The organism is Streptomyces sp. S465, assembly GCF_026898115.1.
GTDB lineage: Bacteria > Actinomycetota > Actinomycetes > Streptomycetales > Streptomycetaceae > Streptomyces > Streptomyces luomodiensis.
The window spans coordinates 8195113-8217580 of record NZ_CP114036.1 but is presented as its reverse complement, the minus strand read 5'-3'; the positions used below and the strand labels follow the sequence as shown (position 1 = coordinate 8217580).

Genomic DNA, 22468 nt, shown 5'->3' with positions numbered 1-22468 from the left:
ACAGGAGCGCGGCAGCCCCAGCGAAGGAGTCCCACCATGCCCGAGACCGTCACCCCCATCCCCACCGCCGACCTCGTCGACCAGTACGGCGCCGATCTGCGCGTCTGCGACCTCCAGTTCCGCCAGTTCGGCGGCCATCGCGGCTTCGCCGGGCCCGTCCGCACCGTCTCCTGCCACGAGGACAATGGCCTGCTGCGCGACCTGCTGCGCACCCCGGGCGACGGAGGCGTCCTCGTCGTGGACGGGGGCGGCTCCCTGCGCACCGCGCTGGTCGGCGACCTCATCGCCGGCGCCGCCCAGGACAACGGCTGGGCCGGGCTCGTCCTCCACGGCGCGGTCCGCGACAGCGTCGCCCTCGCCGGTCTCCGGCTCGGCGTCAAGGCCCTGGGCACCATCCCCCGCAAGAGCGCCAAGGACGGCGCCGGAGCCGTCGACGTCCCCGTCACCTTCGGCGGGGTCACCTTCCACCCCGGCGACATCCTGCACGCCGACGACGACGGCATCGCCCTCCTGGGGGCGTAGCGCCGTCCGGAGTCCTAGGCCGCGGCCGGGTCCTCCGGATGTCTTACGGCCTTCTTCACCGCCCGCTCCACCTCGAATCTGCTCAGCCCGGCGGACGTGGCGTACTCCGTCACCGCCGCCTGCGCCCGCTCCGCCGCCACCCGCCATCGCTCCCACTGGGCCTGGCGCTCCTCGCCGTCCAGTCCGGAGAGCCGCTGATGCTCGGCATCGGAGGATTTTTGCAGCTCAATCAGCTCATCAGTCACCAGATCAGACATGAGATCGATTCTAGAGAAACCGTTCGAGCGGGAAGCGTCAGCCGGGACCCGTACCGGCAGCGCGACGACCTGACGGCGGCCGCTCGCCGGGTCCGGCGAGCGGCCGCCGTCGGGTCATGGGCCGGCGGTCAGACCTCGACCACCGGTGCCTGGAGTTCCGTCACCCACTCCTCGCGGTCCTCGGGGCACTCCAGGCTGACCTCCCGGGGATAGCCGGCCGACCGGTAGCCGTTGCCGTCGATCCAGTGGGCCAGGGCCTGGGCCGTGGGCACCACGGTGTCCATCGGGCCGCGGTGGACGATGGTCCCGGCCCGCTCGACCGGCGGCAGGTCGAGGACCCGGATGTCGTCTCCGTCCCGGAGCGGGGCGGAGACCTGGACGGCGGCGTGGACGGTGATGGCGCCGCCGCCTTCCGGGGCGTCCTCGTAATAGGCGACACCGGGGCCCGTCGGGGTGATGCCCGCCGCGTCGAGGCGCCGGAACAGCTCGTCGTAGAGGGGGGAGATGACCGGGCCGATCTCCTGGGGCTCGAAACTGGCGGCGGTCGCGGTGAGCTCCGCCACTCGCACCGCCGGGACCTTCTTGATGACGACGTCGTTCGTGGGCATGTGTCCCTCGCTCTCGATCGACCGGAGCCTCGCCTCGACCTGGACCAGCCGTGCCGCCGCCGCGGCCGCCGCGGCCGCCAGCTCGGCCCGCCGCAACCGGAGCATGCCGCGCAGCTCCTCGGTGCCGACCTTCTCGTCCACGATGTCCCGCACCTGCTGGAGGGTGAAGCCGAGCTCTTTGAGCGCGATGACCCGGTTCAGGCGGCTGAGCTGGGCCGCCGAGTAGTACCGGTAGCCGGTGGCGGGGTCGACATGGGCCGGGCGCAGCAGTCCGGTGGCGTCGTAGTGGCGCAGCATCCGGACCGAGACACGGCCGTGCCGGGCGAAGTCTCCGATGGTGAACATGGTGTCTCCGAGTTCAGCGCCTGACACGGTGTGAGGGTCAACAGGACGGCGGGGAGCCCCGGCCGCCCATACCGGGCGCGCGGGAACCGGCTCCGCATGGCCACCGCCGTCACACCGCTCATGCCCCCTGGGTGCCCAGTGTGGCAGGCCCTGGCCCACGGGCCGGGACCTTGCGCGGCAGCACCACGGACACCAGGTGGCACCGTTTGGCGCCATCCGGTGCCGCGCTGGCACCATCTCGCACCCTCGAAGGCGGATGGGGATGCCGGGCGCCGCCCTGACCGAGTTTGATCTCTCCACGTTTCCGCAGGTCAGGACGGGTCAGGGCGACAATCGCCACATCCACCGCCAGCAAGGCGCCATCCAGGCTTGCGCGTGGCGCCACAGTGGTGCCATCATGGCGTCATGGACCTCACCCCGTATGTCGACAACCTTCGCCGCGAACTGGCGGTGGCCGCCGAAGCCGGCGGGGAAGACGCCCGTGAGCTGGCCGAGCGGCTCACCGCCCCGCTGGAGTCGGCGACCCGTCTGACCATGCTCAACGTGCTCTCCGCCGCGATGGACGAGATCACCCGCGAACTCGCCCCCGGCTCGGTCGACGTACGGCTGCGCGGGCTCGACCCCGACTTCGTGGTGACGCCGCCGCCCGCCGACGGCGGCCCCGTGGAAGCGGCCGCCGCGCCCGTCGAACCGCTCAAGGCACAGGTGCCCGCCGACGGCGACGAGGGGGGCACCGCCCGCGTCAATCTGCGGCTGCCGGCCCACCTCAAGGCGCGCGCCGAGGAGGCCGCGAGCCGCGAGGGCCTGTCGGTCAACGCGTGGCTGGTGCGGGCCGTGTCGGCCGCGGTCGACGGTGGCACGCGGCCGCGTACGACGACGGAGAGGACCCGCACCGTCGGACAGAGCTTCACGGGCTGGGTGCGCTGACCGCGTCCGCGCCCGCGCCCCAAGAGAACGGCACTTCACCCACACCACGTCCCACCAGCGGGGACGCCCCAAGGACTCATGAGGACGGTACAGCCATGCCTTCTTTCGACACTCCCGAACCGATTTCGGTCACCGCCCGCGTGGACGCCGGTTCGCTCCGCTTCACCGCGAGCGACCGCCTGGACACGGTGGTCGAGGTGCGGCCCCGCGACCCGAAGCGGGACAAGGACGTACGGGCCGCCGAGCAGACCGAGGTCTCGTACGCGAGCGGCGTCCTGACCGTCAGGACGAAGCTGCGCCGCCTCGTCGGGCCCTCCGGCGCCGTCGATGTGACGGTCGACCTGCCCACGGACTCGCGCGTCGACATGACCGGCTCCGTGGTCCAGGTGCTCGGCGAGGGCCGGCTCGGCGAGGTCCGGATGAAGACCTCGTCCGGTGACGTCCGCCTCGACACGACCGGACCGCTCCGCCTGACCGCCGCCCACAGCTCGATCACCGTCGACCGGATCGAGGGCACGGCGGAGGTCACCACCAGCTTCGGCAGCCTGCGCCTCGGCGTCGTCGACGGTCCCGCCGTCCTGAAGAACTCGCACGGCAACACGGCCGTCGCCGCCGCGACCGGCGACCTGCGGGTGAGTGGCGCCCATGGCGACATCGACATCGAGCGCGCCGAGAGCTCGGTCACCGCCACCACCGCCCACGGCGCCCTGCGGGTCGCCGACGTCGCCTGCGGCACGGTCCAGTTGGAGACCTCCTACGGCGCGATCGAGGTCGGCGTCCGCGAGGGCACCGCCGCCTGGCTCGACGCCGCCTCCGAGCGCGGGCAGGTGCGCAACTCCCTCGCCGACACCGCGCCCCCGGCGGAGACCGAGGACACCGTCACGGTCCGCGCCCGGACCCGCTGGGGCAACATCGACGTGCGCCGCGCCCGGCCCTGAGCGCCGATCCCGCCGGCTCGCCCACGCCATCCCACTCCACACGCCCCTTCAGCCTTCAACGGGAGGGCTCCATGCACTCATCTGTCATGCCCACATCCATCAACGCTGCCGCCCCCGCCGTCTCCACCGCCGATCTGCGCAAGTCCTACGGCGACAAGACCGTGCTCGACGGCATCGATCTGCGCATCCCGGCCGGGTCCGTGTTCGCGCTGCTCGGGCCGAACGGCGCCGGCAAGACCACCACCGTGCGGATCCTGTCCACGCTCATCGCCGCCGACGGCGGGCAGGCCCAGGTCGCGGGCCACGACGTCGCCACCTCCCCGGACGGGGTGCGCGCCGCGATCGGCGTCACCGGGCAGTTCGCCGCGCTCGACGACCTGCTCACCGCCGAGGAGAACCTGCTCCTGATGGCCGATCTGCTGCGCCTCGGCAAGCGGGAAGGGCGCTCCCGCGCACAGGAGTTGCTGGAGCGGTTCGGCATCGCGGACGTCGCGCACCAGCGGGCCGCGACCTTCTCCGGCGGTATGCGGCGCCGGCTCGACATCGCCATGACGCTGGTCGGCGACCCGAAGGTGATCTTCCTGGACGAGCCGACGACCGGGCTCGACCCGCGCAGCCGCCGCACCATGTGGGAGACGGTTCGCTCACTGGTCGCGGGTGGTGTCACCGTCTTCCTCACCACCCAGTACCTGGAAGAGGCCGACCAGTTGGCCGACCGGATCGCCGTGCTCGACGGCGGCCGGATCGTCGCCGAGGGCACCGCCGACGAACTCAAGGCGCGGATCCCCGGCAGCCACGTACGGCTGCGCTTCGACGACATCGCCGAGTTCGAGCGCGCGGCCGACGCCTTCCCCGGCGCGGCCCGCGACGACGAGAACCTCGCCCTGCGCGTGGCGGGCGACGCCGGCATCGACGCGCTGCGCGCCCTGCTCGACCGGCTCGACGCCGCCGGCAGCCGGGCCGCCGCCTTCTCGGTGCACACCCCCGACCTGGACGACGTGTTCCTCGCCCTGACCGGCGACGGCAGCACCGGCACCGCCCTTCACGCCAAGGAGACCCCGCGATGAGCACCCTCACCCACGCCGTGCACGACTCGAAGACGATGCTGCGGCGCAACCTGAAGCACGCCCTGCGCTATCCCGCCGTGTCCCTGGGCCCGGCCATGATGCCCATCCTCATGCTGCTGCTGTTCGTGTACGCCTTCGGGGACTCGATCGGCGCCGGCATGGGCGGCGGCCGGGACGCGTATCTGGAGTATCTGACGCCCGGCGTCATCATCATGGGCGTGGCGGCCGGGGCCATGTCGACCTCGATCGCGGTCTGCCAGGACATGACCGAGGGCATCATCAACCGCTTCCGCACCATGAACATCACACGCTCGTCGTTCATGACGGGCCATGTCATCGGCAGTGTCATCACCACGGTGGTGAGCCTGGTCCTGGTGGTGGGCGCGGCACTCGCGCTCGGCTTCCGGCCGGACGCCGACCCCCTCGAGTGGCTGGCGGCGGCCGGGCTGATCGCGGCCATCGCGTTCGCCGTGGCCTGGCTGTCGGCGGCCCTCGGCCTGATCTCCAAGACGGTCGAGTCCGCGAGCAACAAGCCGCTGCTCATCCAGTTCCTGCCGTTCCTCGGCTCGGCGTTCGTGCCGACCGACTCGATGGCCCCGGGCCTGCGCTGGTTCGCCCAGAACCAGCCGTTCACCCCGATGACCGAGACACTGCGCGGGCTGCTCACCGGTTCGGAGATCGGCACCAGCGGCTGGATCTCGCTCGCCTGGTGCGTGGGCATCACCGTGATCGGCTACGTCTGGTCGCGTTCGCTGTTCAACAGCACCACCAGGTGATTTTTTGCCGTACCGGCAACACGCTTCGCGCTTTCGCGCGGCGGGCTCGCATGGTTTCCGTGGAGGTGGTCGAGGTGATCGACGAGCTGAAGAACGGCTATGACGTGGTGGTGATCGGCGGTGGCGCCGCGGGACTGAGCGGGGCGCTGATGCTGACCCGGGCGCGGCGGTCGGTGGTGGTGATCGACGCGGGAAACCCGCGCAACGCCCCGGCTTCGGGGGTGCACGGACTGCTGGCCCGGGACGGGATGCGGCCGGCCGAGCTGGTGGAGCGGGGCCGGGCCGAGGTCCGCGGCTATGGCGGTCAGGTGGTGTCCGGCGAGGTCGGCGAGGTGATCCGCGAGGAGACCGGGTTCCGGGTGACCCTGACCGACGGCCGGGCCGTCCGGGCGCGCCGGCTGCTGCTGGCCACCGGACTGGTCGACGAGCTGCCGGATGTCGCGGGGCTGCGGTCCCGGTGGGGCCGGGATGTGCTGCACTGTCCGTACTGCCACGGCTGGGAGGTCCGTGACCAGGCCATCGGCGTGCTGGCGAGCGGGCCGATGTCGGTGCACCAGGCGCTGCTGTTCCGTCAGTGGAGCGACGACATCACGTTCTTCTCGCACACCATGCCGTCGCCGTCCGGTGAGGAGGCGGAACAGCTGGCCGCCCGTGGCATCCGCGTGGTGGACGGCGAGGTGGCGTCCCTGGAGGTGGTCGGGGACCGCCTCACCGGCCTGCGGCTCAGTGACGGCACCGTGGTGGAACGGGAGGCCCTGGCCGTCGCGCCCCGGATGGTGGCGCGCACCGGCTTCCTGACGGCGCTGGGGCTGCGGCCGGTGGAGCATCCGAGTGGCGCCGGGGAGCACATCCCGTCCGACGCGACCGGCCGCACCGACATGCCGGGGGTGTGGGTCGCGGGCAATGTCACCGATCCGGCCGCCCATATCAACGCCGACCTGATCGCCGAGGAGACCCGGCAGGCCGTCGCCGCCCGAGCCCGCGGCGACCTCGCGTTCTCCGCCGCGGCGGAGTCGCGGGTCTGCGAAGCGGTGCTGGGCAACCGTCGCCACGGCCTGTGACGGCGGTCGCGCACCGCCACGCCCCGTCTGCGGCACGGCCACATCCCGCCGGCGGACGGTGTCAGTAGACGGTGAGGCCGTAGGCGCTCAGCACCTCCTGGATCGGCTGGTAGAAGGTGGTGCCGCCCGAGGCGCAGTCCCCGGAGCCGCCCGAGAGAATGCCGATGATCTTGCCGTCCGCGTAGAGCGGACCTCCGCTGTCGCCCGGCTCGGCACAGATGTTGGTCTGGATCAGGCCGTACACGATGTCACCGCCGCCGTAGTTGACGGTCGCGTTGAGCGCGGTGACCTGTCCGCACCGGACACCGGTCGTGGCCCCCCGGCGGCAGACCTGCTGGCCGACGTAGGCGGTGGCGGTCCCGGTGAGGTCGACGGTGCCCGCGGTGCCGGGGTGCGGAACGGCCGTATTGGTGTACCGGACGATGCCGTAGTCGTCGCCCGGGAAGCTGGTGCCGGTGGTCGGGCCGACCGGGGTGGTCGGACCGGAGCCGGTGTACCAGGTGGAGCCGCCATCGGTGCAGTGGCCGGCCGTGATGAAGTAGTACGAGGCCCCGCTCTGCACATTGACCCCCACGGAACAGCGCAGACCCGCGGAGGAGTAGACCCCGTCCCCGCCCGAGAGGAGGGTCCGCAGCGGACCGCCGAGCCGCTCGACGGTGACGGCGCCGCCGAAACGCCCGGCGGTACGGTCGAGCCTGGCCAGATCGGCTCCCTTGACCGTGGAACCGACGACGACCCGCAGCGTTCCGGTGCGCTCGTCCACGGTCCAGGCGGTGCCCGGGATACCCAGGGACTCCACGGCCGAGGCGGCTGAAGCGGCCGAAGCGGCCGGGGCGGCGCCGGGCCCGGACGGGGCGGTGGGCGCGGAGGAAGCGGCCGCGCTCGTGCCGACTGATGCGAGGGCGACCGTGACGAACAGACCGGACAGCGCGGCGATCAGCCGGCGACGTCTCCCGGAGCGGCGTGCTGTTCTCACCCGAACCTCCTTGACATGGACGTCAGTTGGTCCAACCGCCTCATTGTGCCCGTGGCCGGGCGGACGCGGAACCCGGCTTCCCGAGGGTCCGGCTCTCCCCGCGACCAGCCCGGAGTCCGGAGCCGTACGGGCGTACGTGGATCGGCCGGCCTCGTGCCCGCGTAGGCTGGTGCCGGGCAGGGAAACGCCATGTCCGAATCCCGCCAGCTTTCCGTCCCCGGACGACGCATGCTGGGAGCCGCGCACCACAGAACGGCGAGAAGAGAGGGACCCGCCATGACGGTCCACACGACGATCGACAGCCCGCTCGGCCGGCTGCTGCTGGTGGGCGAGCGGTCCGCCACCGCGCCGGGGGGCACCGCGCTCGTTTCCCTGTCCGTGCCCGGCCAGAAGGGCGGAGCCGTCGTCCAGGACGGCTGGCGCGAGGACGCCGGGGCGTTCACCGAGATCGTCTCCCAGCTGCGCGCCTACTTCGACGGCGAGCGCACCCGCTTCCACATCGAGTGCGTCGTGGGCGGCACGGACTTCCAGCGCAGGGTCTGGGAGGCGCTGGAGACCATTCCGTACGGCACGACCGTCAGCTACGGCGACATCGCCCGGCAGATCGGCGCGCCGCGCACGGCGGTCCGCTCCGTCGGCACCGCGATCGGCCGCAATCCGCTGCTGATCGTACGGCCCTGCCACCGTGTCATCGGCGCCAGTGGCGCGCTGACCGGCTACGCGGGCGGACTGGAGCGCAAGGAGCGCCTCCTGGTCCACGAAGGCGCCCTCCAGTCCGCCTGAGCGCTCGCGGAGCCGCCGTATGAACGCCCTGATCCCCCGCCCACGGCTCGAGGTGGCCCCCGGCGCCGTCCATGTGCCGGGCTGGCTCACCCTCGGACAGCAGCGGAAGCTGGTCACCGCCTGCCGGGGCTGGGCCACCGGCCCCGTCCCGATCCGGCACACGCGGCTGCCGCGCGGGGGCGTCATGTCGGTGCGGACGGTGTGCGTCGGCTGGCACTGGCAGCCCTACGCGTACACCCGCACCGCCGACGATGTGAACGGCGCCCGGGTCGCCGCGTTCCCGGACTGGCTGGTCGAGCTGGGCCGTCGCGCCCTGGCCGACGCGTACCAGGACGAGACGGCAGGTGACGGGTACACCCCCGACACCGCGCTGATCAACTTCTACGACGCGCAGGCGAAGCTCGGCATGCACCAGGACAAGGACGAGAGGTCGTCCGCCCCGGTGGTCTCGCTCACCATCGGCGACAGCTGCGTCTTCCGCTTCGGCAACACCGAGACCCGCACCAAGCCGTACACCGATCTCGAACTCGCCTCCAGCGATCTGTTCGTCTTCGGGGGTCCCTCCCGCTACGCCTACCACGCCGTGCCCAGGATCCTGCCCGGGACCGGCGATCCGGCCACCGGGCTGAAGTCCGGTCGGCTGAACATCACCCTGCGGGTCACCGGCCTGGCCGACGCCGACCCGGCCGACACGGGCCGTCGGTCTTCCAGGCCCCTCGGCTCATCCGGCGGGTGAGGCCAACCGCAGCACACTCCCCTCCCCGTTGGCCGAGAGGAGCAGGGCCCCGTCCGGGCCGACGGCGAGCCCGGCGAACTGGCGCGGACGGCCGGGGACTCCGGGGACCGGCTCGGGTTCGGTGCGGGTGGTCCCGGGCGGCAGGCCGACCGCCAGGTTCTCGGCGTCGATCCTGCTCTCTTTGGTGGCGAGCGAGATCGCCCGCAGCCGCCGGTGCGCCACCTCGACCGTGAACAGCTCGTCCCCGCGCACGGCCAGGCCCTGCGGTTCGCCGAGCCCGTCCGCGACGACCACCGCCGCGCCGTCGTCCTCCAGCCGGAGCACCGCGCCGCGCCGGTCGTCGCTGACGTAACAGCGCTGTCCGGCGTCGAAGGCGATATCGAGGGGGTGGTCGAGTCCCTCGGCGAGCACGCTGACGGTGTCGGTGTCGTCGATGCGCAGGATGCGGCCGGCGCCGGTCTCGGCGACCACCAGGGAGCCGTCCGGTCCGACGGCGATTCCGGTGGGCCGGTCCAGCCCGGTCGCCCGGACCCGGGTGGTCCTGCGCACGGGGTCGTAGGTGCGCACGTCGCCGAGTTGCGAGGTGAGGTGCAGCAGGCCGTTGTCGGCGGTGACGTTGTGCACGGAGTACATCAGCTCGCGGGTGACGACACCGGGCTCCGGCCCGCCCTCGTCGAAGCCGGAACCGGAGGCGGCGTCGAAGACGGAAGCGGAGCCGGAGGCGGAGGCCGAGTCGGGGCGGGGCGCGGAGACATCCGGGCTCGCGATGCTGAAGTGGTCGGCCGCGTACACCGTGCCGCCGAGGTCGACCGTGATGCCGAAGGGTCCGTCGAACCCCCGGGGGACCACCACCCGGGTCCGGCCGTCGGGGTGCAGCTCCGCGATCCCGCCACTGGCGTAGCTGGAGACGAACATGCGGTTCTCGTGGTCGAACGCGGCGTTGTCCAGCCCCGCGATACCGGTGGCGACGACCGACCGCGCCCCGGTGGCCAGATCGATGCGGGTCACCAGCCCGGCCATGCCACGGGAGAGGACGACGAGGACGCCGCCCCGGTCGAACCGCACCGCGACCGGGTCGTCCACCTCCTCGGCGACCAGCTCGGGCACCCCTCCGTCCGGTGGTATCCGCCAGACCTGGTTGCGCATCATCTGGGGGTAGTACAGACAGCCGTCGGGGCCGAGCTGCATCGCGTTGCCCAGGGCCAGTCCGTCGGTCAGCACCGCGGGGTCCCCGCCGTCCGGGAACAGTTCCATCAGACGGCCGTTCATCTTCATCTCGTTGACGAAGAGCCGGTCGCCCACGCAGGTGATGCCGTTGGGCACCGCCACCTGGTCGGAGACGAGCGTGTACGCGCCGTCGGCGCTGCGCCGCCACACCCGGCCGGGGGTCAGATCGGCGATGTACATCGAGCCGTCCGCCCCGAAGGCCAGGTCGTCCGGCGCCTCGACGGGGCCGTCGAGCGGCACCACCACATCGATGTCGCCCGAGGCGGGGTCCACGGCGCTGATCTGCCCGGCGAGGAACTGCGCCACGTACAGCCGTCCGTCGGGGCCGAAGGTGACGCCGTTGGATCCCCACAGCCGGTTCGCCCGGGTGAGCCGTCGCACCTCCAGACGGTCGCTCGTGGCCTGCCGGTGGCCGGTGTCGTCGAACCGGCTGGGGTGCATCGTCGCTCCCTGTTCTGGTCTGGTGTCCGCGGTCCGGTCAGCGTTTCCCCGGCGTCAGACGACGAGCACGTCGTCCATGCCGCCCTCCGCCCGCCAGCGCCTGAGCAGGGCGTGGAAGGCGATCGGCCCGTCGCCGAACGACTCGCTGCGCTCCCTGGGCATGCCCTCGTTGTTGTAGTAGCCGGGGGTGCACTCGGCCTGGAAGGCGTGCAGGTCCGCGGCCTTCTCACGGATCGTGGCACACCAGGCCGCCTCGGCCACGGCGGTCGGCTCGACATACCGGGCCCCGCGCTCGCGCGCCTCGGCGAGCACCTCGGCCACGTGGATCGCCTGCTCATCGAGGATGTGCACATAGTTGACGGCGCTGGCGTTCTGCAGCGGGCCGAGCTGGAAGAGGTTCGGGAAACCGTGGCTGTAGAAGCCGTGCAGCGTCTTGGGGCCGTCGCGCCAGGATTCGGTCAGGGTGACACCGCCGCGTCCGTGCACCGGCAGGAGTCCTGAGGTGACACCGGAGACGCCGACCTCGAACCCGGTCGCGAAGATGACGCAGTCGACCTCGTACGCGACCCCGCCGACCACGACGGCGTGCTCGGTGATGCGCTCGACGCCCCCGTGGTCGGCCGTGTCCACCAGCGTGACATTGGGCCGGTTGAAGGTGTCGAGATAGGTGTCGCTGAACGTGGGCCGCTTGCACATGTACCGGTACCAGGGCTTGAGCGCCTCGGCCGTCGACGGGTCCGCCACGACGGAGTCCACCCGGTCGCGGATGGCATTCATCTTCTGGAAGTCGGCGATCTCGTAGAGGCGCTCCCGCTCCTGGGGCGGGAGACCGGCATAGCTGTCGGTGGGAATGAGCTTCTGCTGCAACCGCGCGGTGCTCGTCCAGCCGTCGCCGACCAGGTCCTCGTCCACCTGGCCGCCGGTGACCACGGTGAGGAAGTTGTCCCTGCGGCGCCGCTGCCAGCCGGGCGTCAGCGATGCGGCCCACCGCGGATCGGTGGGGCGGTTGCCGCGCACATCGACCGAGGACGGCGTGCGCTGGAACACATACAGATGCTCGGCGTCCCGCCCCAGGTGCGGCACCACCTGGATGGCGGTCGCTCCGGTGCCGATGAGGGCCACGCGCTTGTCGGCGAGCCGGCTCAGGCCGCCGCTCGCGTCGCCACCGGTGTAGCCGTAGTCCCAGCGGCTGGTGTGGAACGTATGCCCCTGGAAGGTCTCGATCCCGGGGATGCCGGGGAGTTTCGGCCGGCTGAGTGTTCCGCTGGAGATCACCACATAGCGCGCCCGGATGCGGTCGTCACGGTCGGTGTGGACGATCCACTCCGACTCGGCCTCGTCCCACCGCAGTGCGGTCACCTGGGTCTGGAAGCAGACGTCGCGGTAGAGGTCGAAGTGGCGCCCGATCGCCCGTGCGTGCTGCCGGATCTCCTCGCCCGGCGCGTACCGCCACTTCGGTACGTAGCCGATCTCCTCGAGCAGGGGCAGGTAGACGTAGGACTCGATGTCGCACTGGATCCCCGGATAGCGGTTCCAGTACCAGGTGCCGCCGAAGTCCCCGCCCTGTTCGATCATCCGGATGTCCCGCACACCGGCCTGCCGCAGCCGGGCGCCCGCGAGGAGACCGCCGAACCCGCCACCGATGACGGCCACCTCGACCCGGTCGGTGAGCGGCGCGCGGGTGAAGCCGGTGTCCGCGTACGGGTCGTCTGCGTAGGCACCGAACTCTCCCGTGACGCGCCGGTACTGCTTGCTGCCATCGGGGCGGATGCGGCGGTCGCGCTCGGCCCGGTACTTCGCGCGCAGGGCATCGGGGTCGAAGTCCAGCTCCGCCGGGTCCGGGGAGCCGGCGGTGGACGGATGGCGGGGGGTGGACATCTGCCGTCCTCTCCTGGTCGGTGACGCGGTGTCAGCCTCACAGAAACTTTCTCACTGTGCAAGATTTCCCATTGAGCAAGAAGTGGCCTGCAAGAACCGGCCTTTCCCGTATCCTCGACCGCGATGAGTACCGGCCTGCGTGAGCGCAAGAAAGCGGCGACCCGCCAGGCGTTGCACGACGCCGCCGTGCGGCTGGCCACCGAGCACGGTGTCGAGAACCTCACGGTGGAGGCCATCGCCGATGCCGCCACCGTCTCCCGGCGCACCTTCTCCAACTACTTCGCCAGCAAGGAACAGGCGCTGCTGCACCAGGACCGGGCGCGCACGGCCCGGCTGGTGGAGCTCTTCCGCACCCGCCCCGCGGAGGAGTCCCTGATGACGGCGCTGCTGCGGGCCGCCGAGCAGCACGCCGCCGAGGACGCCCTGGACCCCGCGCGGGAGGAGCGCTACCGGACCCTGCGGCTCGATCCGTCGCTCCTCCCCGAGGTGGTGGCCACCTACGCCGCCGCCGAGCGGGGTTTCGCGGAGGCCGTGGAGGAGCGCCTGCCCGCCGGGCCGGACGGGCCGCTGCGCGCCCAGGTGCTCGCCGCGACCGTGCTGGCCGCTCTCCGTGTCGTCGGGCAGGCCGCCCTGGAACGCGGGGAGCGCGACCCCGTGGACCTCCTCCGCCAGGCCGTCGACATCACCCGTGAGGGGTTCCGCTGATATGTCCCCGAAGGGGATCGAACGTGGCTGGATCTGAGCGGTTCCCACACCGCCCATCGGACCGGTACCGGACCGTCTCGGGGCAGCTTCGATAGCCAACGTCTATCGAGATGATCGATTTAATATCTTGGCTCTTTGGACCCATCCGGTCTTAACGTCGTGTCCATGGCATTGACAACGCGGACGGACCGGCGGCCGTCCATGGCGTCCACTTTCTGGCAGTCGACCGTCGGCAAGAAGATCGTCATGGGCGTGACCGGCCTGATCATGATCGGTTACCTGGCCGTCCACATGCTCGGGAACACCAAGATCTTCTTCGGCCCGGAGGAGTTCAACGCCTACGGGCACTGGCTCCGCGTCATGGGCGCGCCCGTTCTGCACCATCAGTGGGGTCTGTGGATCGCCCGTGTCATCCTCCTCGCCTCGGTGATCCTGCACGGCGTGTCCGCTTACCAGCTGAGCCGCCGCGACATCAAGGCCCGTCCGCAGAAGTACGTCCACTCCAAGCCACGGATGAGCTACGCGACCCGGACCATGCGCTGGGGCGGGGTGATCCTGGGCCTGTTCATCGTGTGGCACGTCCTGGACCTCACCACCGGCACCGTGCACCCCGACGGGTTCCAGGAGGGCCATCCGTACCAGAACGTGGTGGACACCTTCTCCACCTGGTACGGGAACGTCATCTACATCGTGGCCATGCTGGCCATGGGCATGCATGTGCGGCATGGCTTCTGGAGCGCCGCGCAGACCCTCGGCGCGGGCAACCGCACCCGTGACCGGGCGCTCAAGACCATCGCGAACGTCCTGGCGATCGTTCTCACCGCCGGGTTCATCTCCGTACCCGTCGGTGTCATGACCGGAGTGGTGAGCTGACCATGACCTCCTACAACGAATACACCGAGTACACCGTCGGCGAGCCGATCAAGGACGAGCAGGCCCCCTCCGGGCCGGTCAACGAGCGCTGGGACACCCGCCGCTTCCAGGCCAAGCTGGTCAACCCCGCCAACCGCCGCAAGCACACCATCATCGTGGTGGGCACCGGCCTGGCCGGTGGCGCCGCCGGCGCCACCCTGGCCGAGCAGGGCTACCACGTGGTCCAGTTCTGCTACCAGGACTCACCGCGCCGGGCCCACTCCATCGCCGCCCAGGGCGGCATCAACGCCGCGAAGAACTACCGCAACGACGGCGACTCGGTGCACCGGCTGTTCTACGACACCGTCAAGGGCGGCGACTTCCGCGCCCGCGAGTCCAATGTCCACCGCCTGGCGCAGATCTCGGTGGAGATCATCGACCAGTGCGTGGCCCAGGGCGTGCCCTTCGCCCGGGAGTACGGCGGTCTGCTGGACACCCGCTCCTTCGGCGGTGTGCAGGTCTCCCGCACCTTCTACGCCCGCGGCCAGACGGGCCAGCAGCTGCTGCTCGGCGCCTACCAGGCGCTGTCCCGCCAGATCGCGGCGGGCAATGTGGAGCTGCACGCCCGCACCGAGATGCTGGACCTGATCGTGGTCGACGGGCGGGCGCGTGGCATCGTCGCCCGCGATCTGGTGACCGGCGAGATCTCCACGTACTTCGCCGACGCGGTGGTGCTGGCCAGCGGCGGTTACGGCAACGTCTTCTACCTGTCGACGAACGCCATGAACTCCAACGCGACCGCCATCTGGCGGGCGCACCGGCGCGGCGCCTACTTCGCCAACCCCTGCTTCACCCAGATCCACCCGACCTGCATCCCGCGCTCCGGGGACCACCAGTCCAAGCTGACCCTGATGAGCGAGTCGCTGCGCAACGACGGGCGGATCTGGGTGCCCAAGGCGAAGGGCGACACCCGTCCGCCGGCCGAGATCCCCGAGGACGAGCGCGACTACTACCTGGAGCGGATCTATCCGTCGTTCGGCAACCTGGTGCCGCGCGACATCGCCTCCCGCGCCGCGAAGAACGTGTGCGACGAGGGACGCGGGGTCGGCCCCGGCGGCCAGGGCGTCTATCTGGACTTCGCCGACGCCATCGCCCGGATGGGCCGCAAGGCGGTCGAGGAGAAGTACGGCAACCTCTTCGACATGTACGAGCGGATCACGGCGGAGAACCCGTACGAGGTCCCGATGCGCATCTACCCCGCGATCCACTACACGATGGGCGGGCTGTGGGTCGACTACGACCTCCAGACCACCGTGCCGGGGCTGTTCGCGATCGGCGAGGCCAACTTCTCCGACCACGGCGCCAACCGGCTCGGCGCCTCCGCGCTGATGCAGGGCCTGGCCGACGGCTACTTCGTCCTGCCGTCGACGATCAACGACTACCTGGCTCGCAACCCGCACAAGGACGAGGTCGACGCCTCGCACCCGGCGGCCGTCGAGGCCGTGCGGGAGACCGAGGACCGGCTGAGCCGGCTGCTGGCCGTGGACGGCGACCGCACCCCCGACTCCTTCCACCGCGAGATCGGCGAGCTGGTGTGGGAGTTCTGCGGTATGGCCCGCACCGACGAGGGGCTGCGCAAGGCACTGGACCGCATCCCGCAGATCCGCGAGGAGTTCTGGCGGCGGATCAAGGTGCCGGGCACCGGCGAGGAGTTCAACCAGTCGCTGGAGAAGGCCAACCGGATCGTGGACTACCTGGAACTGGCCGAGCTGATGTGCCTGGACGCCCTGCACCGGGCCGAGTCCTGCGGCGGCCACTTCCGCGAGGAGTCCCAGACCCCCGACGGCGAGGCCGCCCGCAAGGACGAGGAGTTCTCCTACGCCGCGGCCTGGGAGTTCACCGACACCGGCGCCGCCCCCGTGCTCCACAAGGAGCACCTGACCTTCGAGTACGTCCACCCCACTCAGCGGAGCTACGCATGAAGCTCACCCTGCGCGTATGGCGCCAGAAGAACGCCGACACCCCCGGTGCCATGGCCACCTACCAGCTCGACGACGTCTCCGAGGACATGTCCTTCCTGGAGATGCTCGACGTCCTCAACGAGGAGCTCATCGTCAAGGGCGAGGAGCCGGTGGCCTTCGACCACGACTGCCGCGAGGGCATCTGCGGTGCGTGCAGCCTGGTGATCAACGGTGACGCCCACGGTCCGGAGCGCACCACCACCTGCCAGCTCCACATGCGGTCCTTCCAGGACGGCGACACCATCGACATCGAGCCCTGGCGCGCCTCCGCCTTCCCGGTCATCAAGGACCTGGTGGTGGACCGCTCCGCGTTCGACCGGGTGATCCAGGCCGGCGGCTACATCACCGCCCCGACCGGGTCCGCGCCGGAAGCACACGCCACTCCGGTGCCCAAGGCGGACGCGGACTACGCGTTCGAGCACGCCGAGTGCATCGGCTGCGGCGCCTGCGTGGCGGCCTGTCCCAACGGCGCGGCGATGCTGTTCACCTCGGCCAAGGTCAACCACCTCAATGTGCTGCCGCAGGGCTCTCCCGAGCGGGAGACCCGGGTGCTGGACATGGTGTCCCAGATGGACGCCGAGGGCTTCGGCGGCTGCACCCTCACCGGGGAGTGCGCCACGGCCTGCCCCAAGGGCATCCCGCTGTTCTCCATCACCGCGATGAACAAGGAGTGGCTGCGGGCGACCCGCAAGGTCAAGCGCTGACCGCACTCCCCCCCCGAACGGCACCCCTCGACAATGCTCCGTGGATGGGGTGTCCCGGCGGCGGAGGTCTCTGGACGCTCGACCTCCGCCGCCGACCGAATCCACCGGCCTCCGGCCGCTACCTTCAGCCGTTCAGCGCGTCGATGAGCGCCTTGGTGACGTCCTCGGTGGTGGCGGTGCCGCCGACGTCGCGGGTGAGGATCCCGGCGGCGGTCGTGGCCTCGATCGCCTTCCGCAGCCGGTCCGCCTGGTCCGGGAGGCCGAAGTGGTCCAGCATCAGGGCCGCGCTGCCGACCGCGCCGACCGGGTTGGCGAGGCCCTGCCCGGCGATGTCCGGGGCGGAGCCGTGGACGGGTTCGAACATGCTGGGGAAACGGCGCTCGGGGTTGAGGTTGGCGCTGGCGGCCAGGCCGAGGCTGCCGGCGAGGGCGCTGCCGAGGTCGGAGAGGATGTCGGCGTTGAGGTTGGAGGCCACGACGACGGACAGGTCCTCGGGGCGCAGCACGAACTTCGCGGACATCGCGTCCACCAGGACGCTTTCGGTCTCCACGTCCGGGTAGTCGGCGGCCACCCGCTGGAACACGTCGTCCCACAGCACCATGCCGTACTGCTGGGCGTTGCTCTTGGTGACCGAGGAGACCTTGCGGCGGGCCCGGGTGCGGGCGAGCTCGAAGGCGAACCGCATGATGCGCTCGCAGCCGACCTCCGTGAACAGGGCGGACTGCACGGCCACTTCGCCGCCCGGCCCACGGCCGGAGAGGTTGCGGCCGCCCAGACCGGCGTACTCGCCCTCGCTGTTCTCACGGACCACCACCCAGTCGAGCTCGGTGTCGTCGGCCTTGCGCAGCGGGCTGGTGATGCCGGGCAGGAAGTGCACGGGACGGACGTTGGCCCACTGGTCGAAGCTCTGGCAGATCTTCAGGCGCAGCCCCCACAGGCTGATGTGGTCCGGGACGGTGGGCCAGCCGACCGCGCCGAAGTAGATGGCGTCGAAGTCCTTGAGGCGGTCCAGGCCGTCGTCGTCGATCATCTTGCCGGTCCGCTCGTAGAACTCGCAGCCCCAGGGAAACTCCTCCCACGCGAAGGCGAAGGCACCCTCGGAGTCCCGGGAGTGCTCGGCCAGGGCGTCCAGGACGGCCCGGCCGGCGGCCACGACCTCCTTGCCCACTCCGTCGGCGGGGATGGCGGCTATGCGGAAGGTGCGGGGTGTGGTCACGGATGCCTCCGGCGCGTGGCAGGGCTGGGGTGGATTCCTCGACCGGGCGACGCGGGCGGGGATGCCCGGCGGCTTCGCCGGCTTCGGTCGGTTCGAGTCAACACACCACGGTCAGGGCGCGTCCAAGACCTGCTTTCGATGCGACCCATAGGCGTGGCCGATCATTTTCGCGTCCGTGCGGCGGCGGGGCCCTTGGTCCGCTGCCGGGCCAGGGAGGTGGTGAGGGCGAGGAAGGCGCGGGCGGCGGGGGTGAGATGTGCCGGGAGGCTGACCATCGCCACATGGAGATGGGCGGTGGGCTCGATGGGCGCCACCACGGCCCCGCACCGCCGGGCCAGCCGGGTCCAGGACGAGGGCAGTACGGCGACCCCGACCCCGGTGAGGACCAGGGGCAGGATCGAGGTGCGGTGGTCGACGACCGTCACGATCCCGGTGCCACGGCCGCCCGCGGTGATGTCGTCCACGATGCTGCGCATCAGGCTGCCCGTCCGCGAGGCGATGAGCTTCTGCCCGGCGAGGTCCTCGGGGCGGAGCGTGACGTCGTCCCGGACGGGCCCGTCCGGTGCCGCGACGACCACGAACGGCTGGTCCTCGACCTGTAGGACGTCCAACCCGGCCACCGTCACCGGGTTCGGCGACCCGAGCAGCCCCAGCTCGCAGGCGCCACTGCGGACCAGGGACACCACCTCGTCCGGGGTGAAGGCGGCGTGGGTGCTGACCGTGACCGCCGGATGCAGTTCGGCGAACCGGTGGATGAGGGTGGTCAGCGGTTCGATACCGGGCGAGGGCATGGTGGCCACTTCCACGGTGCCGCCGTGCAGCCCGGAGAGCGCGGCGGCGGTGTCGCGCACGGCCGCCATGTCCCGCAACACCCGGCGACTGGGCTCCAGCAACTCCTCACCGGCCTCGCTGAGCACGACACCGCGCCCCACCCGGTGGAAGAGGGCCACCCCGAGGTCGGCTTCCAGATTGGCCATCGCCTGGGACAACGACGGCTGCGCCACATGAAGCGCGGCGGCGGCCTTGCTGAAGCCGCCGTGCTCGACGATGGCGAGGAAGTATTCGAGCTGCCGGGCGTCCACGTCGCCTCCCGGGTTCGTGACCTCGTTCGATAGGCGCAGCCTACCTATCCGGCAGGGACCCGTACCCGGCAGCGCGACGCGGCCACGAGGACAGGGCTCGCGGCCATGCCCTCGTGGCCGCGTCGGCCACATGAGCCGAACATGGCCGCGCGGCCACGAGGCCATGGGCACGGCCACCCGGCCCGGATACAGCCACACGACCCGGGCTCACACCCACGGAGTCCTGGCACGGCCACCCGACCCGGATACGGTCACATCACCCGCGGCCCGTCCACATGGTCACGGGCGCCTGATCACGAAGGCCCGGCGCGCCCACGCACCCGGACGCGGCCACGAGATCATGGACACGGCCACCGGCCCGGATACAGCCACACGACCCGGGCTCACGCCCACGCAGTCCTGGCACGACCACCCGACCCGGATGCAGCCGCACGGCCCGACGCGGCCATGCCGCCCGCGCCACGGTAACGAGGACAGGGCTCGCGGCCACGTGGTCGCGAACGCGCGGCCACGCGACCCGGGCGCGCGGGCATGCGATCCGGACACGGTCACGAGCGCCGGGCGGCGGTCGCGACACCCGGACGCCGTCACGAGATCCGGGCGTGGCCGCGTCGCCCGCGGCGCGGTCACGTGATTCGGGCGCGCCGTCACGAGGGCCAAGCGCGGTCACGAGGTTCGTGGCAGGGCCGCCGTGTCGTCGTCGGACGGGAGCCAGCGGTCGGCGAGGGTGTGTCCGCACCGTGTGAGCAGTGCCGCGGACAGGGCGCTGTCGTTCGCGCAGTCCCGGTCGGTCAGCTCGGTGAGGGCCTGCACGGAGCGGAAGTGGGCGGCGGTCCGGCCCGCGGGCAGGGTGCACCGGCCCGCGACGGCGTGCACCGGTACTCCGTGGGCCCGCGCCCGCCGGGCCAGCGCGACCGGTAGCTTCCCCGATAGCGACTGCTCGTCGAGACTGCCCTCGCCGGTCACGGCGAAGTCGCTCCCGGCGAGCAGCCGGTCGGCGCCGAGGAGGGTGAGGAAGTAGTCGGCCCCCGAGCACACCCGTCCGCCCAGCAGCAGTCCGGCGAAGCCGAGCCCACCGGCCGCCCCGGCCCCGGGCTGATCGGCGTGGGCCGCCGCGTCCGCCGCACCGCCCGCCTCCAGCCGTCGTACGAAGTGTCCGAGTGCGGCGTCCAGCGTGTGCACCTGGTGTTCGTTCGCTCCTTTCTGCGGACCGTAGACGGCGGCGGCGCCCCTCGGCCCGAGCAGGGGATTGTCCACATCGGTGGCCAGTACGAGATCGACTCCGGCCAGTGCGTCGCGCACCTCGGCGAGGCCGGCCGAGTGGAGTCCCGCGAGAGCGCCACCGCCCGGACCGATCGGCGAGCCGTCCGCGCGGGTCAGCGGGGCGCCGAGCGCCTGGAGCAGACCGGCGCCCCCGTCGGTGGTGGCCACCCCGCCCAGGGCGAGGACGACGGTGTCCGGTGTGTCCGCCAGCGCGTACCGGATGGCCTGGCCGATGCCACGGCTGGTGGCCTCGAGGGGCGCCGGCCGGCCGTTCGGCAGCACCCCGAGTCCGCAGATCGAGGCGGCCTCGACGAGCACGGTGCCACCGCGGACGGCGAGGGCCGCGGTGACCGGTCGCCCGGTCGGCCCGGTCACGGTGACCTGCCTGGCGGTGAACCCCGCGGAGCACGCGGCGGCCACGCTGCCCTCACCGCCGTCCGCGAGCGGGAGGCGGCTGACCCGGATGTGCGGGGCCCGCTCCAGGAGTCCGCGTTCCAGGGCGAGGGCGACGTCGTCGGCGCTGAGGGATCCCTTGAACTTGTCCGGGGCGATCACGACGGAGACCATCAGCGCGTCACCTCGGCCACCGCCGCCGTACCGCCCTTGACCTCGGTACCCGCCTCGGGGCGGGCCGGAGCGGACGCGGCGTCCCGGTCCCCGGCCGGGGCAACCGGGACGCCCTGAGCCACGGAGGCGTCCTCGGCCGCACCCGCGACCGGTGGGTCCCCGGCCCTGCCCGCCAGCACCTCACGCGCCCTGGCCAGGTCCAGACCCCCCTCCCACTTGGCGATGAACAAGGTGGCCACGGCATTGCCGAAGAAGTTCACCAGCGCCCGGCACTCCGACATGAACTTGTCGATCCCGAAGATGAGCATGATGCCCGCGGCCGGGACGTGGCCGACCGTGGACAGGGTCGCGGTGAGGGCGATGAAACCACCGCCCGCCACGCCCGCGGCGCCCTTGGACGTCAGCAGCATCACCGCGAGCAGGCCGAGTTGCTGGGTGAGGGACAGGGGCGTGTCGGTGGCCTGGGCGATGTAGAGCGTGGCGAGGGAGAGGTAGATCGCCGCACCGTCGAGGTTGAAGCTGTAGCCGGTCGGCACCACGAGCCCCACCGTGGACCGTTCGACGCCCATGAACTGCAGTTTGCGCATGAGGCCCGGCAGCGCCGGCTCGGCGGTGGAGGTGCCCAGGACGAGGAAGAACTCCTCCCTGAAGTAGCGGAAGAGCTGGAAGATGTTCAGCTTCACATAGGCGGCGAGCACCCCGCCCAGGACGACCACGACGAACACGATGGACGTGGCGTAGAAGAGGAAGATCAGCGAGCCGAGACTGGTCAGCGTGGACAGCCCGAACTTCCCGATGGCGTACGACATCGCGCCGAAGGCGCCGAGCGGCGCGGCCTTCATGACGAAGGACAGCACCTTGAAGACGACCTCGGTGAGGCGGTGGACACCCGCGATGAGCGGTTCGCCGACCGAGCCCACCGACTTGAGCGCGATGCCGAAGATCACGGCCAGGAAGATGACCTGGAGGATGTCGCCCTCGACGAACGCCCCGAAGAAACTGTCCGGCACCAGGTTGGTGAGGAACTCCCACCAGTGCTGGTGCTCGCCCTGCTGGATGTACTGGCCGGCGTCGCCCGAGGTGTCGAGCGTGGACGGATCGGCGTGCACACCGTCGCCGAGCCGGAAGACGTTGATGGCCACCAGTCCTGTCATCAGGGCGACGATCGTGCCGACCTGGAAGTAGGTCAGCGCCTTGATGCCGGTCAGGCCGACCTTCTTCAGATCCGCCACCCCGGCGATGCCACTGATGATGGTCAGGAAGACGATCGGCCCGATCAGCATCTTCATCGCGGTGATGAACGTGGTGCCGATCGGCTCCATCGACGTGGCCAGATCCGGCCATCGCCAGCCCAGCACGATGCCGATGACGATCGCGATGAGCACCTGTATGTACAGCTGCCGGAACCACGGTTTCGACGTGCCCGCCGTGGCCCGGGTACCCGAGACCCGGGTACCCGAGGCCCGTTGTCCACCGTGTGCGGCGCCATCCGGGGTCTGCGACATTGCAACCTCCC

The 22468-nt window shown here is 71.3% G+C and carries 21 protein-coding genes; 12 read left to right on the top strand and 9 right to left on the bottom strand.

What is annotated here, in order from left to right:
• The first annotated feature begins 36 nt into the window (after positions 1-36).
• Positions 37-522, top strand: coding sequence for a ribonuclease E activity regulator RraA (gene rraA, locus N6H00_RS34785; protein ID WP_268975823.1), 486 nt, complete (start codon positions 37-39; stop codon positions 520-522).
• Between the two features lie 14 nt (positions 523-536).
• Here rraA and N6H00_RS34780 read toward each other — a convergent pair whose 3' ends face one another.
• On the bottom strand, positions 537-779 hold the full coding sequence (locus N6H00_RS34780) for a hypothetical protein (RefSeq protein ID WP_268975822.1): 243 nt from the start codon (positions 777-779) through the stop codon (positions 537-539).
• Between the two features lie 128 nt (positions 780-907).
• On the bottom strand, positions 908-1732 hold the full coding sequence (locus tag N6H00_RS34775) for a MerR family transcriptional regulator (RefSeq protein ID WP_268975821.1): 825 nt from the start codon (positions 1730-1732) through the stop codon (positions 908-910).
• A 405-nt stretch (positions 1733-2137) separates the two neighbouring features.
• On the opposite strand from N6H00_RS34775, the gene N6H00_RS34770 reads away from it, so the two are divergent.
• The 5 genes from N6H00_RS34770 (at position 2138) to N6H00_RS34750 (ending at position 6501) form a co-directional block, all read left to right on the top strand.
• Positions 2138-2659, top strand: coding sequence for a toxin-antitoxin system HicB family antitoxin (locus N6H00_RS34770; RefSeq protein ID WP_268975820.1), 522 nt, complete (start codon positions 2138-2140; stop codon positions 2657-2659).
• A 95-nt stretch (positions 2660-2754) separates the two neighbouring features.
• Entirely contained in the window at positions 2755-3597 is an 843-nt protein-coding gene (locus tag N6H00_RS34765; RefSeq protein WP_268975819.1) for a DUF4097 family beta strand repeat-containing protein, read from the top strand.
• Positions 3598-3683: 86 nt separating this feature from the next.
• Positions 3684-4664 (top strand): ATP-binding cassette domain-containing protein, encoded by a 981-nt coding sequence (locus N6H00_RS34760; RefSeq protein ID WP_268975818.1) that lies wholly within the window; start codon positions 3684-3686, stop codon positions 4662-4664.
• A complete protein-coding gene (locus N6H00_RS34755; RefSeq protein WP_268975817.1) occupies positions 4661-5440 on the top strand; it encodes an ABC transporter permease in 780 nt (259 codons plus the stop codon). Before N6H00_RS34760 ends, N6H00_RS34755 begins: the two co-directional genes overlap by 4 nt.
• A 50-nt stretch (positions 5441-5490) precedes the next feature.
• A complete protein-coding gene (locus N6H00_RS34750; RefSeq protein WP_268975816.1) occupies positions 5491-6501 on the top strand; it encodes an NAD(P)/FAD-dependent oxidoreductase in 1011 nt (336 codons plus the stop codon).
• Positions 6502-6562: 61 nt separating this feature from the next.
• Here the strand turns inward: N6H00_RS34750 and N6H00_RS34745 are convergent, their stop codons facing one another.
• The gene (locus N6H00_RS34745) at positions 6563-7477 is read right to left on the bottom strand and encodes a S1 family peptidase (RefSeq protein WP_268975814.1); all 915 of its coding nucleotides are present in this window, start codon (positions 7475-7477) and stop codon (positions 6563-6565) included.
• Between the two features lie 276 nt (positions 7478-7753).
• Here N6H00_RS34745 and N6H00_RS34740 point away from each other — a divergent pair, with 276 nt between their 5' ends.
• Positions 7754-8260, top strand: coding sequence for a methylated-DNA--[protein]-cysteine S-methyltransferase (locus N6H00_RS34740; RefSeq protein WP_268975813.1), 507 nt, complete (start codon positions 7754-7756; stop codon positions 8258-8260).
• 19 nt (positions 8261-8279) lie between these two features.
• On the top strand, positions 8280-8996 hold the full coding sequence (locus N6H00_RS34735; protein ID WP_268975812.1) for an alpha-ketoglutarate-dependent dioxygenase AlkB family protein: 717 nt from the start codon (positions 8280-8282) through the stop codon (positions 8994-8996).
• On the opposite strand, the gene N6H00_RS34730 is transcribed toward N6H00_RS34735, so the two are convergent.
• Both N6H00_RS34730 and N6H00_RS34725 read right to left on the bottom strand, forming a co-directional pair.
• Complete coding sequence (locus tag N6H00_RS34730; protein WP_268975811.1) at positions 8982-10664, bottom strand: hypothetical protein; 1683 nt, start codon at positions 10662-10664, stop codon at positions 8982-8984. The genes N6H00_RS34735 and N6H00_RS34730 overlap by 15 nt on opposite strands.
• Positions 10665-10718: 54 nt before the next feature.
• Complete coding sequence (locus N6H00_RS34725; RefSeq protein ID WP_268975810.1) at positions 10719-12542, bottom strand: flavin-containing monooxygenase; 1824 nt, start codon at positions 12540-12542, stop codon at positions 10719-10721.
• Between the two features lie 123 nt (positions 12543-12665).
• Between N6H00_RS34725 and N6H00_RS34720 the strand changes: the two genes are divergently transcribed.
• From N6H00_RS34720 to N6H00_RS34705, 4 genes are all read left to right on the top strand, one after another.
• Complete coding sequence (locus N6H00_RS34720) at positions 12666-13247, top strand: TetR/AcrR family transcriptional regulator (RefSeq protein WP_268975809.1); 582 nt, start codon at positions 12666-12668, stop codon at positions 13245-13247.
• A gap of 165 nt (positions 13248-13412) precedes the next feature.
• Positions 13413-14120, top strand: coding sequence for a succinate dehydrogenase (locus tag N6H00_RS34715; RefSeq protein ID WP_268975808.1), 708 nt, complete (start codon positions 13413-13415; stop codon positions 14118-14120).
• Between the two features lie 2 nt (positions 14121-14122).
• Complete coding sequence (locus tag N6H00_RS34710; RefSeq protein WP_268975807.1) at positions 14123-16081, top strand: fumarate reductase/succinate dehydrogenase flavoprotein subunit; 1959 nt, start codon at positions 14123-14125, stop codon at positions 16079-16081.
• Positions 16078-16824: a succinate dehydrogenase/fumarate reductase iron-sulfur subunit gene (locus N6H00_RS34705; RefSeq protein ID WP_268975806.1), complete on the top strand. Its 747-nt coding sequence runs from the start codon at positions 16078-16080 to the stop codon at positions 16822-16824. The genes N6H00_RS34710 and N6H00_RS34705 overlap by 4 nt, the downstream gene beginning before the upstream one ends.
• A 124-nt stretch (positions 16825-16948) precedes the next feature.
• Here the strand turns inward: N6H00_RS34705 and N6H00_RS34700 are convergent, their stop codons facing one another.
• The 4 genes from N6H00_RS34700 to dctA all read right to left on the bottom strand — a co-directional run bounded on the left by N6H00_RS34700 (position 16949) and on the right by dctA (position 22457).
• Complete coding sequence (locus N6H00_RS34700; protein ID WP_268975805.1) at positions 16949-18040, bottom strand: tartrate dehydrogenase; 1092 nt, start codon at positions 18038-18040, stop codon at positions 16949-16951.
• A 161-nt stretch (positions 18041-18201) separates the two neighbouring features.
• Positions 18202-19122 (bottom strand): LysR family transcriptional regulator, encoded by a 921-nt coding sequence (locus N6H00_RS34695; RefSeq protein WP_268975804.1) that lies wholly within the window; start codon positions 19120-19122, stop codon positions 18202-18204.
• A gap of 666 nt (positions 19123-19788) precedes the next feature.
• The gene (locus N6H00_RS34690) at positions 19789-20952 is read right to left on the bottom strand and encodes a glycerate kinase (protein ID WP_268975803.1); all 1164 of its coding nucleotides are present in this window, start codon (positions 20950-20952) and stop codon (positions 19789-19791) included.
• Entirely contained in the window at positions 20952-22457 is a 1506-nt protein-coding gene (gene dctA, locus N6H00_RS34685; RefSeq protein ID WP_268975802.1) for a C4-dicarboxylate transporter DctA, read from the bottom strand. Before dctA ends, N6H00_RS34690 begins: the two co-directional genes overlap by 1 nt.
• Positions 22458-22468: the final 11 nt, after the last annotated feature.

Bases quoted from the DNA above. Each gene is read 5' to 3' on its own strand.
- rraA (WP_268975823.1), top strand. From the start codon at position 37: ATGCCCGAGACCGTCACCCCCATCCCCACCGCCGACCTCGTCGACCAG.
- N6H00_RS34780 (WP_268975822.1), bottom strand. From the start codon at position 779: ATGTCTGATCTGGTGACTGATGAGCTGATTGAGCTGCAAAAATCCTCC.
- N6H00_RS34775 (WP_268975821.1), bottom strand. From the start codon at position 1,732: ATGTTCACCATCGGAGACTTCGCCCGGCACGGCCGTGTCTCGGTCCGG.
- N6H00_RS34770 (WP_268975820.1), top strand. From the start codon at position 2,138: ATGGACCTCACCCCGTATGTCGACAACCTTCGCCGCGAACTGGCGGTG.
- N6H00_RS34765 (WP_268975819.1), top strand. From the start codon at position 2,755: ATGCCTTCTTTCGACACTCCCGAACCGATTTCGGTCACCGCCCGCGTG.
- N6H00_RS34760 (WP_268975818.1), top strand. From the start codon at position 3,684: ATGCCCACATCCATCAACGCTGCCGCCCCCGCCGTCTCCACCGCCGAT.
- N6H00_RS34755 (WP_268975817.1), top strand. From the start codon at position 4,661: ATGAGCACCCTCACCCACGCCGTGCACGACTCGAAGACGATGCTGCGG.
- N6H00_RS34750 (WP_268975816.1), top strand. From the start codon at position 5,491: ATGGTTTCCGTGGAGGTGGTCGAGGTGATCGACGAGCTGAAGAACGGC.
- N6H00_RS34740 (WP_268975813.1), top strand. From the start codon at position 7,754: ATGACGGTCCACACGACGATCGACAGCCCGCTCGGCCGGCTGCTGCTG.
- N6H00_RS34735 (WP_268975812.1), top strand. From the start codon at position 8,280: ATGAACGCCCTGATCCCCCGCCCACGGCTCGAGGTGGCCCCCGGCGCC.
- N6H00_RS34730 (WP_268975811.1), bottom strand. From the start codon at position 10,664: ATGCACCCCAGCCGGTTCGACGACACCGGCCACCGGCAGGCCACGAGC.
- N6H00_RS34725 (WP_268975810.1), bottom strand. From the start codon at position 12,542: ATGTCCACCCCCCGCCATCCGTCCACCGCCGGCTCCCCGGACCCGGCG.
- N6H00_RS34720 (WP_268975809.1), top strand. From the start codon at position 12,666: ATGAGTACCGGCCTGCGTGAGCGCAAGAAAGCGGCGACCCGCCAGGCG.
- N6H00_RS34715 (WP_268975808.1), top strand. From the start codon at position 13,413: ATGGCATTGACAACGCGGACGGACCGGCGGCCGTCCATGGCGTCCACT.
- N6H00_RS34710 (WP_268975807.1), top strand. From the start codon at position 14,123: ATGACCTCCTACAACGAATACACCGAGTACACCGTCGGCGAGCCGATC.
- N6H00_RS34705 (WP_268975806.1), top strand. From the start codon at position 16,078: ATGAAGCTCACCCTGCGCGTATGGCGCCAGAAGAACGCCGACACCCCC.
- N6H00_RS34690 (WP_268975803.1), bottom strand. From the start codon at position 20,952: ATGGTCTCCGTCGTGATCGCCCCGGACAAGTTCAAGGGATCCCTCAGC.
- dctA (WP_268975802.1), bottom strand. From the start codon at position 22,457: ATGTCGCAGACCCCGGATGGCGCCGCACACGGTGGACAACGGGCCTCG.